Source organism: Sphaerisporangium flaviroseum (assembly GCF_039537005.1).
GTDB classification, from domain to species: domain Bacteria; phylum Actinomycetota; class Actinomycetes; order Streptosporangiales; family Streptosporangiaceae; genus Sphaerisporangium; species Sphaerisporangium flaviroseum.
Genome location: NZ_BAAAZR010000004.1, coordinates 161,250 through 176,968 on the forward strand (window position 1 = coordinate 161,250; position 15,719 = coordinate 176,968).

Annotated in this window: 6 protein-coding genes; 3 read left to right on the forward strand and 3 right to left on the reverse strand. The window is 68.0% G+C overall.

Features of this window, described 5'->3' with window-relative positions; genetic code table 11:
- Nucleotides 1-5: 5 nt before the first annotated feature.
- The 3 genes from ABD810_RS12490 to ABD810_RS12500 form a co-directional block, all read right to left on the reverse strand.
- Nucleotides 6-1,241 carry a CBM35 domain-containing protein gene (locus tag ABD810_RS12490; RefSeq protein WP_344938189.1) on the reverse strand — a complete coding sequence of 412 codons (1,236 nt, stop codon included), beginning with the start codon at nt 1,239-1,241 and terminating at the stop codon, nt 6-8.
- Complete coding sequence (locus tag ABD810_RS12495) at nt 1,238-2,644, reverse strand: glycoside hydrolase family 28 protein (RefSeq protein WP_344938192.1); 1,407 nt, start codon at nt 2,642-2,644, stop codon at nt 1,238-1,240. The genes ABD810_RS12490 and ABD810_RS12495 overlap by 4 nt, the downstream gene beginning before the upstream one ends.
- 79 nt (nt 2,645-2,723) lie before the next feature.
- Complete coding sequence (locus ABD810_RS12500; RefSeq protein WP_344938194.1) at nt 2,724-5,156, reverse strand: PQQ-dependent sugar dehydrogenase; 2,433 nt, start codon at nt 5,154-5,156, stop codon at nt 2,724-2,726.
- Nucleotides 5,157-5,548: 392 nt separating this feature from the next.
- On the opposite strand from ABD810_RS12500, the gene ABD810_RS12505 reads away from it, so the two are divergent.
- The 3 genes from ABD810_RS12505 (at nt 5,549) to ABD810_RS12515 (ending at nt 15,715) form a co-directional block, all read left to right on the forward strand.
- On the forward strand, nt 5,549-7,099 hold the full coding sequence (locus ABD810_RS12505; protein WP_344938196.1) for a glycoside hydrolase family 88 protein: 1,551 nt from the start codon (nt 5,549-5,551) through the stop codon (nt 7,097-7,099).
- Nucleotides 7,100-7,412: 313 nt separating this feature from the next.
- Nucleotides 7,413-9,383, forward strand: coding sequence for a sensor histidine kinase (locus ABD810_RS12510; protein WP_344938199.1), 1,971 nt, complete (start codon nt 7,413-7,415; stop codon nt 9,381-9,383).
- 515 nt (nt 9,384-9,898) lie between these two features.
- Nucleotides 9,899-15,715, forward strand: a complete 5,817-nt coding sequence (locus ABD810_RS12515) for a fibronectin type III domain-containing protein (protein ID WP_344938201.1) — start codon at nt 9,899-9,901, stop codon at nt 15,713-15,715.
- Nucleotides 15,716-15,719 lie beyond the last annotated feature (4 nt).

The following is a 15,719-nucleotide window of genomic DNA, read 5'->3' on the forward strand; positions in this document are numbered from 1 at the left end:
GCCACCTAACCGATCGTGATGTTGTCGAGGTTGGGACCGCCGTTCGCCGTGGACCCGGTGGTCCTGATGGTGTTGGCGCCCGCCTTGAGCGGGACCGTCACGGTCGTGGTCTGCCACGTCGTCCAGGCGCCCGTGCCGGCGAACGCCTTCTCGTCGGCCACGAGCGCGCCGTTGACCGTGATGTCCATCGGCCGGTTGGCGGAGGTGCCGTTGGCGTAGCGCAGGGTGAGGGTGGCGTTGCCCGCCTGGGCGGCGTTGACGCTGAACTGGGCGTAGCCGCCCACCGCGTTGTCGAAGTTGACGAACCCCGTCCCGGTGAAGCCCGCATGGTTGGATTCCACGACGCCACCCGAGATCGTCGCGTCCTCGGCCTCGTACCGGGCCGAGCCCGACGACACGAGCTGGTACGCCCGCATGTTGGTGATCAGCAGGTAGCAGTCCTGCAGCGAGCCGGAGGAGTCGCCGAGCGAGCGGTAGATGCCCCACTTGGGGCGGACCCGGTCGGCCAGCCAGGTATCCACGCCGGTGGCCGTGGAGTCCACCACCGTGGTGCCGGCGTCGCGCACCACGAACCGCAGCGAGCCGTCCGAGTCGCCGATCTTGACCTCCACCTCGACGTCGATCCACTTGTTCTGCAGCGGCGTCAGCGGGGTCTGGCCGACGAGCCTGTCGGAGGTCACGGCGTTCAGATCGATCATCGGGGTGCTGCCGTGCCGCCGCAGCGACATCGTCATCATCGGCAGGGTGCCCGTGCCCGGCTGCTTGAGCTGCATGATGTGGGTGAAGGTCGTGGTGGCCTTCAGCGAGCCCGGAATGTACATCGAGTAGGTGAACCGCCAGGTCTCGCCGTACTTCATGACCAGGTACGGCCCGCCAGCCGGGGTCCGCATGCCGGTGACCTCCTGGCGCTGCCGGTCGGTCGAGGTATCGCGGTCGACCATGTGCATGGTGAAGCGGAAGTTGTTCCCCTCGGTGAAGATGTGCGGCTGCCCGGCCGGGTGGGAGTCGGCGCGGTCGTCCTCAAGGGTCTCGAAGGCGTCCAGACCGTCCTGGCTCGCGCTCGGCGACCACCGCTGCTGCCAGGTGGCCGCCGCCCGCTGCCCGGCCATCGCCGGCGCGGGGGCGGCCGTCGCAGGCGCGGGGGCGGCCGTCGCAGGCGCGGGGGCGGCCGTCGCAGGCGCGGGGGCGGCTGTGGCGAGGAGCGCCACCGCGCAGAGGGCTGTCAGCACAGGCCGCCTCATCTCGACACCACCTTTCCGTTGATCTTCACGTTGGTGAGCGTCACGTTGTCGGCGTTGCTGATCGACACCGAACCGCTGTCCATGCGGGTGAAGGTGCTGTTGCTGACCGCGACGTTCCTGATGTGGCTCGCGCTCGACCCGGAGAGCTTGATCGCGAACGGTGAGTCGTCGATGACCAGGCCGTCGACCGTGAGGTTCTGGATGGTCGGGTCGACGATCGGGCCGTAGCCGGGGCCGGTCAGGCTGTAGTTCATGTCGATGTAGAACCCGCCCCTGTCACACGGACCCCCGGTGAGGTTCCGTACGTGGATTCCGTCGACGACTCCCCCGCGCCGGTTGTTGGTCTTGATGTAGACGGCGTAGAACGAGCGGTAGCCGGACCCGGCCTGGATCCTGTTGTTCTGCGCGAAGACGTCGCGCACGCCGCCGGACATCTCGCTGCCCACGGTGATCGCACCCCAGCGACCGAGGTAGGTGTTGTCCTCGATGACGATGTTCTCGCTGGGCACACCGACCCTGCGGCCGTCGATGTCCCGGCCCGACTTGATGACCGTGCCGTCGTCACCGGTGTCGAAGGCGCACCCGGTGATGTGGACGTCCGAGCTGCTCTCGGGGTCGCACCCGTCCACCATCGCGCCCCGGCTGTAGACCTTGACGTTGCGTACCGTGACGTTGCGCGACAGCACCGGGTGGATCGTCCACATCGCCGGGTTACGGATGTTCAGGTCCTCGACCAGGATGTTCGTGCAGTTGTAGAACTGGATCATGTTGGGCTTGAGGTAGTGCCCGTCGCCGAACCGGCGCTGGTCGACCGGCACACCGTCCACCGCCATCTGCTGCAGCCGGTCCCAGTCGGGCCCACGCCGGTCGTCGAAGCCGAACCAGGGGCCGGCCGCCGCGTTGCCGTCGATCGTCCCGGGCCCGGTCAGGGCCACGTTGGCCTGCCCGTACGCGTAGATGAACGGCGAGTAGTTGTAGCACTCGATGCCCTGCCAGCGGGTGAACACGGTCGGCAGGTACGATCCCGCGTCGGACCGGAAGCGGATCGTGCCTCCGGCGTTGACGTGCAGGTTGACGTTGGACAGCAGGTGGATCTTGCCGGTCCGGAACCTGCCGGTCCCCGGCACCAGCACGGTCCCGCCGCCGGCCGCGTTGCACGCGGCGATCGCGTTACGGAACGCCGGTGTGCAGTCGGTGCTGTTGTCGGGCTTGGCGCCGTAGTCGGTGATGTCGAAGGTGCGGTCGGGAAAGGTCGGAGGGCTGATCCTCGCGAGGATCGCCGGGACCTGGTCCCAGGGCGAGGCCGCCGAGGATCCGTACGACGCACGGGCTCCGAGGCCGGGCAGCAGCAGGCCGCCGGCGACGGCTCCTCCGGTCCTGAGGAAATCCCTTCGGGATGACATAGGGGGCACTCCAGGCGATGAGGGGTCCCGATCGCGCGGGCGGTCGGCCGTGCGCCCGCGCGATCGGGGTGCTTCGGGACTAGGAGACGGTGACCCGGAAGATGCGGTCCGAGCCGTCGGGTTCGCCGCCGTTGTTGTCGGCGTTGGTGGTGGAGAGCCACATCTGGTCGGCGCCGGGTACCTTGATCACGGTGCGCAGCCGCCCATACGTCCCGACGTAGTAGGCGGTCGGCGTGCCGGTGCTCTCCCCGCTGCCGATCGGGATGCGCCACATCCGCTCGCCCCTCAGCGCGGCCATGTAGACCACGTCACGGACGATCGCGATGGCGCTCGGCGAGGCGGTGGACACCGACCACTGCCGCTTGGGGTTCTCCATGCCGGAGACGCCGCAGGTGCCCTCGCAGGTCGGCCAGCCGTAGTTGAGCCCCGGCTTGATGAGGTTGAGCTCGTCGTATTGGCTGTTACCGAACTCCGCCTCCCACAAGCGTCCCTGGGAGTCCCAGGCGATGCCCTGCGGGTTGCGGTGGCCGTAGCTGTAGATGAGCGTGCCGAACGGGTTGCCGGGGGCCGGCGTGCCGTCGGTCCTCATCCGCAGGATCTTGCCGTTGAGCGATGCCCTGTCCTGTGCGAGGTTGCTCTGCTGGGAGTCACCGGTCGTCGCGTAGAGGAGACCGTCCGGGCCGAAGGCGAGCCTGCCGCCGTTGTGGTAGCGGTTCTTGCGGATGCCCTGGACCAGGACCGTGTACGCCGACAGCGCGGTGCCGTCGTAGGTCATCCGGACGATCCGGTTGCCCTCCGACGCCGTGTGCATGAAGTACACGTAGTGGTTGGAGTTCCAGTTGGGGTCGACGGCGACGCCGAGCAGGCCGCCCTCGCCGTCGGTGGTCATGGCGTTGGGCACGGTGCCGACCTGGGTTCTGGCCCCCGCCAGGGTGACCTTGAAGACCCTGAACGTGTCGCGCTCGGTCACCAGGGCCGTCTGGCCGTCCGGTAGCCAGGCCATGCCCCACGGGATCGACCAGCCGGTGGAGATCGTGGTGATGCTCGACGGCACGCCGCCGCTGCACGAACTCGTGGTCAACGTCACCAAGTTGCTCTGCCCCGAGGTGTTGCCTGCCGCGTCCCTGGCCACGACGTTCAGCGTGTACGCCGTGTTACAGGCCAGCCCGGTGACGGTGGTCGAGGTGGCCGGCGGGTTCCCTGTGACGGTCTTGTAGACGGTCGTGCCGCTGCGGACGTCGTACGCCGTCACGCCGCGGGCGTCCGTCGACCCGGTCCACGTCAGGGTGACGCTGTTCGAGGTGACGTTCGACGAGGTCAGGCCGGACGGCGCGGTGGGCGGCTGGGTGTCGGAGCTTGCCAGGGTGGTGCAGATCGCCTGGGCGCTGCTCTGCGAGGTGTTACCGGCGGCGTCGCGGGCGAAGACCGACAGGCGGTACTCGGTGTTCGGGGTGAGCCCGGTGAGGGTCTTCGACGTGGCGGTGCCCGCCGCCTCGCTGAGCTTGTTGCCGTCGTGGTAGATGTCGTACGCCGCCACGCCCGTGTTGTCGGTCGAGGCGCCCCAGCTCAAGGTGAGGCTGTTCTCGCCGATGCCGGAACATGATGGCTGACCTGGGATCGTCGGCCTCTCGGTGTCGCCGTGAGCGCTCACGGACAATCGGTCGACGTTGGGGCCGCCGTTGTCGGTGGTCGCCGTCGCGCGGATCCTGTTGGACCCGGCGGCGAGGTTCGCGTTGACGGTCGCGCTCTGCCAGGTGTCCCACGACCCGGTGCCGCCGAACGCCAGGTCGCCGGCGACCAGGTTGCCGTTGACGCTGATGTCCATGGGGCGGTTGACCGTGGTGCCGTTGGCGTACCTCAGCGTGACGGCCGAGGCGCCGGCGGTGGCCGAGGTCACCGTCCACTCGACGTAGCCACCGGTGATGTTGACGTAGTCCACGAAACCGGTTCCGGTGTAGCCGGTGTGGTTGGTGGCCACGTTCGCCTGGGACAGCGTCGCGTCCTCCGCCTGGTAGTCGGCGGCCGGCGCGGCGTCGTCGAACTCCAGCCAGTCCAGGTTCGGGCCGCCGTTGTCGGTCGTGGCGGTCACCCTGATCTTGTTGGAGCCGGCGTTCACCGGGACGGTCAGCGTGCTGGTCGCCCAGGTGTCCCAGGAGCCGGTGCCGTTGAACGCGCGCGCCGCCGAGACCACGGTGCCGTTAGCGCTCACGTCCATTGGGCGGTTGGCGGTGGTGCCGTTGGCGTATCTCAGCGCGACGGTGGCCGTGCCCGCCGAGGCGGCGTTCACGGTCCACTCGATGTACGCGCCGGTGACGTTGTCACCGTTGACGAAGCCGGTACCGGAGTAGCCGGTGTGGTTGGACTCCACCACGCCCTGCGAGATGGTGGCGCCCTCCGCTTCGTGACGCGTCGCCGCCGCGGCCGATGGCACGCCGGTGAGTCCGGCAAGTAATCCTGCCGCGAGCGCGACGGCGCACGTCGTCACGGGCGCGCCTGGACTTCGCGATCTCATCGATCCTCCTGCACGAGTTGGGGGGAGACTGTGCTGGCAAAGGTTGGATCTTTCGACTGTGATCCCACAAAACGGCGGCACTGTCAATAATCTTTACCAATGTGGTGTCGAATTGCCGCGACACCCGTCGGAAACATGAACTCGATGCGAGCAGGGCACACGAGGGTTGGATGTCTGGCGGATGTCGCGAGGGACCCTAGACGTACGGCCGTGGTTGACGTATGTATTTCACCGGGACCCTGAGCCAAGAGGTTGGATCTTTACTCCGGGTCTTCACTCTGAGAAGTCGCTGTAGTGCGGGTTGTGACCCTGAACGGTTACTCGCGATGCATCAGATTCGAAGCCCGATACATCGGATGTATGGGCATGCCCTCGCCCTTTGACGTAAGGAGATGACCACGTTGCGCCTGGCTCTCACCCTCGCCCTCGCGACCTTGGCCGTGCCGTTGGCGCACATCACGACCGTCCAGGCGGCGGTCACCCGGTACGAGGCGGAGGACGCGACCATCTCGCGCGGCGCCGTCGAGTCCGACCATCCGGGATTCACCGGCACCGGCTTCGTGAACTACGACAACCTCACCGGCTCGTACGTCGACTGGACCGTCGACTCCCCGCAGGCCAGGACCGTCACGCTGACCCTCCGGTACGCCAACGGCACCACCACCGACCGCCCGATGGACATCAGCGTCAACGGCACCGTCATCTCGACCGCGCGGCCGTTCAACGGCACCGGCTCCTGGACGAGTTGGGCGACGAACACGCTGACCGTCTCACTGGCCGCCGGGAACAACCACATCCGGGCGACCGCCACCACCGCCAACGGCGGGCCTAACGTCGACTCGCTGACGGTCGACGACCAGGCGCCGCCCGCGACGGACTGGTCCAAGGCGGTCGTGGAGTCGACCATGGCGCGCTTCACGCCGTCGTCGATCGGCGGCTGGAGCTACCCGGTCGGCCTGTACCTGTACGGCCAGCACCTCGTCTACCAGCGCACCCGCGACCCGCGGTACCTGCAGTACATCAAGAACTGGGCCGACCGCTTCGTGGACGGCAGCGGGAACATCTCGCAGAGCTTCAACAATCTGGACAGCATGGAGGCGGGCAACGTCCTGCTGATCCTCTGGCAGGAGACCGGCCAGGCGAAATACCGCACGGCAGCACAGAAGATCAGGAACCGGCTCAACACCTATCCACGCACCTCCGATGGCGGCTTCTGGCACTCCACCTCCGACTCCCGGCAGGGCCAGCTCTGGGCGGACGGCGTGTTCATGGTGAACCCCTTCCTCGCCCGGTACGGCCGGCTCTTCAACGACTCCACGTACGCCGACAACGAGGTCGCCAGGCAACTCCTCGTCTACGCCGCCCACCTCAAGCGCAGTTCGGGCCTGCTCTACCACGCGTACGACGAACCTGGGGGGCTCACCGCGAGCTGGGTGCATCCGGAGTTCGGCGATACCAACGGCATCTCCTGGTGCCGGGCCATCGGCTGGTACGGCATGGCCGTGAGCGACGTGCTGGAGATCCTCCCGGCGTCCCACCCGCAGCGGGCCACGCTGATCGGCGTCGTGCGCGACCTGGTCGCCGCGTTCGCCCGCTACCAGGACCCGGCCACCGGGCGCTGGTTCCAGGTCGTCGACCAGGGGAGCGACTCCGGCAACTGGACCGAGACCTCGTGCTCGGCGATGTACACGTTCACGATCTCGCGGGCCGTCGAGCGCGGCTACGTGGACGCGAGTTACAAGGCGAACGCGACCCGCGGCTACCAGGGCGTGCTGCAGAAGGTGTCCATCGGCTCCGACGGCCGCACCAACGTCTCGGACATCTGCATCGGGACCAACGTGGACGACGTCACCGGCTTCTACTTCAACCGCCCCCGGGCGACGAACGACTTCCACGGCCTTGGCGCATTTCTGATCATGAATGAACAGCTGACGCGAACTTGACGCCTTCGCAGCCCGTTCCGCGGCTTGGAGACGGGCAGGCCGAGAGGACAGGTCATGGCGATGCTACGGCCGTCGTGATGGAGGACGGCGGCGAGGCGGCCGGCCGATCGTCCGGTCGCTCGAATCGCGTACGACCAGTTCCAGCGGCGCGCCGACCTCGGAGCCGCTGTCGGTGCCCCACACGGAATAAATCGGTCCAAGGCGTGAACTTCTACCCCCACATTGGCGTCATTAGGGCATGCCAGGAGGTAGCCGAAATGACGCTGAGCAGGATCGGAGCGCGGCGCAGGGGGTGGGAGTCACAGTAAGACGCGTGACAGTTACCGCGTCGGCCGTCGCGTCCGCGGCGCTGGTACTGCTCTCGCTCGTCATCACCTTCACGCTTCCCCCGGCGTGGCGCCCGGTCCCGCCGGTCATTCCCGACACCGCCGCCGGGATGATGTTCCCGATCGTGGCCGCGTTTCTCATCGCACACCGGCCGCGCCTGGTCACGGCGTGGCTGATGTGCGCCGGTGGCCTGATGTGCGCACTCAACGTCGCAGCCACGGCCCTGATGCTGCGCGCCGCCGCGGACGGGCACCTTGCGCTCGCCGGCTACCTGCGCTACCCGGCCATCGCGGGCTGGGCGTTCGGCGGACTGCTGCTCGCCATCCTGGCCCCGCTCTACTCGCCCGACGGACGCCTGCCGTCTCCCGGCTGGCGGTGGGTGGCCTGGCTCGGCATCGGACTCAGGACGCTGGAAGTCGTGCGCGACGTCGTCCGGCCCACGTCAGCGGCCACCACGCATCCCTATGGACGGATCATCCCCAACCCCCTGGAGATCCCGGCGCTCGCGCCGTACTTCGGCACGATCACCCACGTGACGGCCTCGGGCGTCGCCGTCGTGGTGGTGGCGGCGCTGCTCTCCCTGGGAGTGCGGTTCCGCCGCTCCGACGGGGTCGTGCGCCGCCAGATCGCGTGGCCGGCGCTTGCTTTCGCCGTATACGTGGTCTTCCTGATGATGTTCTTCCTGGGCGGGCCGGACTTCTGGCTGCCCGTCACCGTCTGGACGGGGCTGCTGCCGTTCGCGATCGCGTTCGCGGTCATGAGGTACCGGCTCTACGGCATCGATACCGTGATCAGCCGCACCGTCGTCACGGCCGGGCTGCTCGCCACGGTCGGCGCGGTCTACTTCGGCGCGGGCGCCGTGTCGAGCCTGGTGGTGTCCGGCTATCACCCGGTGGGCGGGCTGGCCGCGGCGCTGTTCGCCGGGGCCTTCTTCCAGCCGATGCGGCGCGCACTGCAGCGCAGCGTGGACCGGATGCTGTACGGCAGCGTCGGCGATCCCCGGCTGCTTGCCGAACGGCTCACCCAGGAGCTGCGCCGGGCCGACCCGGCCGAGGCGCTGACGTCCGTGATCACCGTCGTCCGGGACGGCCTGGGCGTCACGGGCACCGCCGTCGAGGTCACCGACGGGCAGCCCCGCTACCTGGAGAGCGGCGTGGTCGGTACCGATCCCCGGCGGATCCCGCTCGTCTGGCACGGCGAACTGGTGGGCAGCCTCCTCATCGGCCCGCAGGGGCCGCGCCGGTTCGCCGTGGCGCACGACGACCGTGTCCTGGCCACGCTCACGCCCTACGCCGCCGACGTGGCGCACGCCGTCCGGATGGCCGCCAACCTGCAACGCTCGCGCGAGCGCATTCTCACCGCGCGGGAGGAGGAACGCCGGCGGCTCCGCCGGGACCTGCACGACGGCCTCGGCCAGACGCTGAGCTCCATGGCCATGACGATCAACATCGCCAGGGTCACGCTGAAGGACTCGGTCAAGGCCGCGGACAGACTGCTCGTTGACCTGCGCACCGGGATGGACGCCGTCGGCGGAGACATCCGCGAGCTCGTGTACGGCCTGCGTCCCCCGGCTCTGGACGACCTCGGCCTGGAAGGGGCGATCCGGGCACTCGCCGGCGGAGGGCCGCCCACGACTCAGGTCACGGTGTCGGGCGACCTCGCCGAACTCCCCGCCGCCGTGGAGGTGGCCGTCTACCGCATCGTCCAGGAGGCCCTCACCAACATCCACAAGCACGCTCGCGCCGGCACGGCCCAGGTGGAGGTGGCGCGAACCGACGCGCTGCGGGTCCGCATCAGCGATGACGGCGCCGGACTGCCTTCGACGGTACGTGCCGGAGTCGGGACGGCCTCCATGCGCGAGCGTGCGGCCGAGCTCGGCGGCACCTGCACGACCACCTCCTCGCCCGGCGGCGGAACCGTGGTCGAGGCCCTGATCCCGCTCCCGAGCAACGCTTGAGACACCCCGCCAAGTTGCGTCGCCTGCAGGCCTTGCGCGGCCGCCAGGACGAAGCACCGACCCGCGATGACCCAACGTTAGAAAACCGTGCACTCAGATCTGCTTCAGACGCGCCCGCCGCGTCTCGAAGGTGCCCTTGGCCCAGTTCCACTTCGCGACGCCGCCGTGCGCCACGCCGACCGCGATCGTCGCGTCGACGAGTCGCTCGACCTCGCCCTCTCAGCGCGTTTTTGTTTGGCCTGAGAAAAGGATTGTCGAACAACTCCATGGCGGCTACATCTGATGCAGGCCTGCCCGAGGTGAGCATGAAGCCTCACATCTCGGGGGCCGCCGGTCCGGAAATCCTTTGTCACCCGGCGCCGTTCCCGAGATGGCGCCACCGGAGAACACCGACCGCGTATCGCGGCGGCAACAGTTGCTGACTCCAGTTTGCTCAATTCTGTTTTCGCGCGCCCTGTTCCGGGCTCTCAGCCAGCGGCCTGCGCCATCGGCGGGCAGCACACAAGGAGATTGACGTGGTAGAACGGCTGCTCACCCGGCTGTTATGTGTTGTCGTCCTGGTCCTGTCCCTTGGCGTGGCGACCCACCCCGCAAGGGCGGTCGGTCAGGCAAGGGTCGGCGGCAGCGTTGCCGGCGCGGCCGGATCATCGGTGGCGGCTTCGGCTGTGCAGCCCGGGCCGGGCCAGTACTACGGTGCGCGGGTTCGCGTGTTGAACAACGTGTCCATCGCGGGCGGGGCGACCTCGACGGTCAAAGTGACCGGGGTGGGCACGGTACCGGCTTCGGGAGTCTCCTCGATCGCGGTGAACGTGGCGGCCCGTGGGGCCGGCGCGGCGGGTGGGCTGGTCGTCTATCCCTCAGAACTGACCGCGGCCCCCGCCGTCACCGGAGCCCGCTACCGGTCAGGGGTATGGGACGATCAACTGCTGATCGTGAAGGCCGGGTCCGACGGTTCGGTCAAGGTCAAGAACACCGGTTCAGCCGCGGCCAGTGTCTACCTCGACATCCACGGCTACACCGTGGCGGCGGCCGCGGCGACCGCCGGGGCCGCGTACGTGCCGTTGAACACCTCACGGCTCATCAGCAACAAGAGCGTTCCGGCCAACGCCGCTTCCTCGTTCCAGGTGACCGGAATCGGAGGGATCCCATCGGCTGATGTGGCGTTCGTCGCGTTGACCCTTGTGGTGAAGGGCACCGCGGCCAGCCAGGTGACCGCCTACCCCTCGGGGGCGACCAAGCCGGTGGGGTCGAACATCGACTACCGGCCCTCGGCGTTCATCTCCAACCTGGTGATCGTGGCACCGGGTCCGGACGGGAAGATCACCATCCACAACGGGGGTGCGGCCGCGCTCACGGTCTACGGGGACGCGGCCGGGTATTTCGCCGCGCCGCCTGCCTCGGTGCCCGGGACGGCGGCGGTGCCCGTGACGCCCGCCAGAATCGTGACCGGTGCCGCCGTCGCCGCCGGTGCCGCCTACACGGTGGCACCGCTGGGCAAGGCAGGCGTTCCCGCGAGCGGGGTCGGTGGCGTGGGGGTCAACATCACGGCCAACAGCACCGGCAGCGGCCTGCTGCGCATCCATCCCTCCGGCCAGTCCGGCGTGCCCAGCGGCGGATCGTTCTCCTATCAGGCCGGCGACTACTGGTCCACCTTCGTCCCGGTCAAGCTGGGCACGGACGGCAAGTTCGTCATCCTCAACACCGGCAGCGCCTCCATCAGCCTGTCGGTGGACACCTTCGGCTACCACAGGCCACCGGCCGCCCCTTCCCCGCCGACCAACGTGACCGCGCAAGGGGGCGGGGGGCAGGCGACCGTATCCTGGGGGCGACCTGTCGACGGCGGTGCGATGATCACCGGTTACACCGTGGTCACCTCTCCCGGCGAACAGACGATCACCGTCGCGGGGACCCAGCTGCAGGCCACCGTCACCGGACTGACCAACGGCACCGCCTACACCTTCACCGTCACCGCGACCAACGCGGTGGGCACCTCCGATGCCTCCCAGCCCTCGCCGGCCGTCACGCCGGGGCGCGTCCCCGGGGCGCCCACCGATGTGATCGCGGCCGCCGCCGACGGCAGTGCCAGTGTTGGATGGCAGGCTCCTGCCGACACGGGAACCAGTCCCATCACCAAGTACACCGTCACCGAGGTCGCCACCAGAAAAACGGTGACCACCTCCGGGGAGACCACGGCACTGTTCACCGCCCTGGAGAACGGGAAGCCCTACAGCTTCGAGGTCAAAGCCACCAACGCCACCGGTGATTCGGTGTGGTCGGCACTGTCGAACACGGTGACTCCGCAACCACTGCCACTCCCCGGACGCCCGTTCATCACCGACGCCCAGCCGGCCGACGCTCGGGTGGAGCTGGCCTGGGCTCCGCCGCCGACGGGGGCGCGTGCGGTGACCAAATATCGGATCGCCGTGCAACCTGGTGGCACGACGCTCGACATCGAGCCCGAAACGGGCAAGGCCGTGGTCAAGGACCTGGTCAACGGGACCGCTTACAGCTTCACGGTAACCGCCATCAATGCCAACGGAGCGGGCCAGCCCTCCCTGCCGGCGTATGCCACCCCAGGGCAGGGGCAGACCCCGCTACAGCCCACGATCGTCGGGGTGATCCCGCAGGATGGCCGCATCGACGTACGGTGGCTGCCCACCCAGGACGGCGGCGCACCGGTGACGGCCTACAAGCTGTCAGCGGCTCCCGGAGAGGCGCAGGTGAGCGTACCGGGGGAGGCGACCACGGCGTCCCTCACCGGCCTGAGTAACGGCACCGCGTACGCTGTGCGGCTGGTCGCCGTCAACAAGAACGGGACAAGCTCACCGACCCTCACCGAGAATCACATTCCCGCCGCGCATCGTGCTCCCGGGCCCCCGGTCGACTTGGAGGCCAGTGCCACGGGTCACGGACAGGCGGAGGTCACCTGGTCGCCACCCGCCGATCCCGGAACCTCTGCGATCAGCGAGTACGTCATCTCGGCGAGCCCAGGCGGCAAGAGCACGACCTCCACGACCTGTGACGGCCAGGAGCGCTGCAGCGTGACCATCGGCGAACTGGACCCCACGGCCGACCACACCTTCACCGTGGCCGCCGTGAGCCCTGACGGCACGGGCGCCGTCGGCGAGGCGACGGCGCCCATCCGGCCGCACCTCAATCTGAAGGCCGAACCCTGGCAGCTGTCGCCGGTCGCCGCGGACACACTCACCTCGGTGGCGGGCGATGGAATCCTGGTGTTCGACAACCCGCCTGAGGAGGTCACCGAACTTACCGCAGGGCGTTATGTGATCATCCCGCCGACCCGTGCCGCGCCGGACGGCCTACTCAGGAAGATCGTGAAGACCGTCTCTTCCGGAAGCCGCATCCGCATCTCCAGCGTGCCGGCGTCCTTGACCGACTTCATCGTCGACGGTGACTTCACCGGCCAGGTGACCATGGGTGCGGACGACCTCGCCGATCCCCTGCCCGGGTCGGCGGCGACCCGGCCGGAAGTGGCCGGTGAAGTGCCGGTGGGTGCCCCCTTGCGCTTCCCGCTGCACTACGGCATCGGCAAGACCGGACGCGTGGACGCCGATCTGGTCCTCGCTCCGAAACTGGTCTACAACCTGCGGATCCGCTTGGGTGTGGTGTCCGGCCGCGTGGCGTTGCACAACCAGCTCAGCGGGCACCTGCGGGTGCAGGCGGCCCGGCAGGAGGAATGGACCAAGCAGTTCGACCTCGGCAAGTGGAAGTTCGTAAAGATGATCAAGGCCGGGAAAAGCAGGATCCCTGTCGTCGGCACGAGCGTCCTGACCGCCAAGGCGCAGGCCGATGCCTCGGGTGCGGTGACCCTGGCCGGGAGTCCCGACATCACCGCCGGGGTGGCGGCAGAGATCACCGGGTGGAAGGCGACCTTGGGGCCGGTCTTCCAGGACCGCACCGTCGCGCAGCAACCGCAGATCGACGGAACAGCCTCGGCTCGCCTCGAACTCACGGCGGGGCAGTTCATATCGCTGGCCGGCACCATCGGGCTGGGCGCCGAGGTCAACCCCTATCTGTTGGCCAAGGCCGACGTCAACGCCGACCCGTGGTGGTGGATACGCGCAGGTGCCGTCATCCGGCAATGCTTCTCCTGGTTCGACCAGTGCACCCCCGCGGCGCTGTCCAGGGATATGTGGACCACCCTCAAAAGCGCCGACGGGCCGTTCCGCGGAATTTCGATCACCCCCGGCCACGCCACCACGACCCGGGGACAACCGGTCGATTTCAATGCGATCACGCACAACGCGCCGAACGGGCCGGTTCGCTGGGAGGTCGTGGAGGGTCCGGGATCGATCGACCAGAACGGCGTGTACGTCTCGGGCACCGCCGGTGATGCGGTGGTCCGTGCCGTCCGCGAGGACGGCGGTGTCGACGATCCGACCGCGGAGGCCACTGTCGAGGTGGACCCGAACCTCCCCGGCGCCCCGATCGATGTCAAGGCGGCCGCCGGCCCGCTGTCGGCACACATCAGCTGGCAACCCCCACCCGGCACCCTGGTCGGAATCACCGGCTACACCATCGTCGCCACCCCGCTGGAGGCAGGCCACGAGCAGACCACCGGCTACGGCAGCTCCTCCGACCGTGCGTTCGATGTCCGCGACCTCGCACCCGACGTGCTCTACGCCCTCCGCGTGTACGCCACCAGCCAGCATGGCACCGGGCCGCCCTCAGAGACGATCACCGTCAAACCCTCGCGCGGGCTGATGCCGGAGGGCGATGCCAGGAACCTCGCCGTGGACGCCGGCGGAATCCCCGACACCAAACGAGACCTCGGCGGCTACGGTGCGGTCCTGTCCGGCGACGGGCGATATGCGTTCTTCGCCGCCGAGGCCAGCAGCAACCTGATGCCCCCAGAAGCCTTCGACCCCGACAGCGACGCGAACTACGTGCTCCGCAAGGACATCGAAACCGGAGAGATCGATCTGGTCTCCCGCCGTCCCGACGGTCACACTCCGGCACCGGTTGATCTGAACAGGGGACTTTCGGTCGCGTCGGACGGCTCAAAAGCCGCCTACATCACCATGCCCGACGGGGGGACGACCTGGTGGGACGAGAGCATCGATCTCATCGTCAGCGACGTCGACACCGACGATACCTGGCTGGTCTACGACGGCCATGCCGATGTCGCACCCGCGTACGTCCGTGCCATCAGCGGTGACGGCGAAATCGCCCTGTTCGAGCTCTGGAGGCTCGACAACGCGAATTACGGGGACGAGCTGATCTGGCGCGAGCGCGGGGGCGCCTCGCAGACGGTCCTCCTAGAGACGCCGGAAGGAGCGGCGTTAGGTTCTGGAGCCCACATGGCCGCGGACGGTGAAACCATCGCGTACGCGGCCTCAACCTGGCTGGAGGACCGCAGCACCTATCGACATGAGATAAGAATCTACTACAGCAGCACAAAAACGACGGAAACCTCCGTCGAAGTCTACGGACACTCGGCCTCTCCCGGATATCACGGCGTGCACTTCCCGAAACTGTCGCCGGACGGGTCGACACTCGCTTATTCGTTTGAAACCGGATTTGCGCAGTTCGATGCCTACGTGAAGAAAGTGACGGCTACAGGCGCATGGGGAACCCATGTGACGCCAGGCTACGTTTCCGCGATGAGCACGTACGGCCGCTTCATCGGTTACTGGTCACAGTCCACCAGGGGAGGATATTACGATGCCGTCGCCGGCAGCGGCATCGAGTCGGCGCAGGGCTTTGTCAAGGATGTCTCCTACGACGGAAGCGCCACCATATCCATCGGCAACTGCTCGGGTCAGTGTGTGCGAGGCGTGTGGTACCAGCGCTATGACGTACCCGGCACCCGGGGAAGCCTGGCGGCATGCAACGTTCCCGACTATGGCTACATCGGCGAGCACGATAGAAGGACGGGAATACGAGTGAAACTGTGCTTCCCGATGCCTGAAGGATCCTCCGCGAGCAGGGGCATCAAGCCGCCCGGCTGGCCGATCGAGAATGAGAAAATCCCCGGCTCGGACGAATGGCGATACGCTCGCGGGCATCTTCTGGCCAAGCAACTCGGAGGGTCGGGCACCGACGCGCGCAACCTGGTCACGCTGTTCCAGCTCGCCAACCGGGTACTGATGGACCCGGAGGAGGACAAGGTCGCCGAAGAGGTGAAGGACAGAGACGATGTCTACTATTACGTCTCCCCGGTCTACTCTGACGCATACGAAGACCTGGACGACCGTATGCCGGACAAGATCCACCTCGTCGCCAGCGGTGAAAACGGCTTCTTCCTGGATGCCTGCATCCCCAATCTCGAAGGGGGCACGGTCACCTATGACAACCCCTGCAACGCTTGAAAGC

Coding starts and splice junctions, on each gene's coding strand:
- ABD810_RS12495 (WP_344938192.1), bottom strand. CDS start 2,644: ATGTCATCCCGAAGGGATTTCCTCAGGACCGGAGGAGCCGTCGCCGGC.
- ABD810_RS12505 (WP_344938196.1), top strand. CDS start 5,549: ATGACCACGTTGCGCCTGGCTCTCACCCTCGCCCTCGCGACCTTGGCC.
- ABD810_RS12490 (WP_344938189.1), bottom strand. CDS start 1,241: ATGAGGCGGCCTGTGCTGACAGCCCTCTGCGCGGTGGCGCTCCTCGCC.
- ABD810_RS12500 (WP_344938194.1), bottom strand. CDS start 5,156: ATGAGATCGCGAAGTCCAGGCGCGCCCGTGACGACGTGCGCCGTCGCG.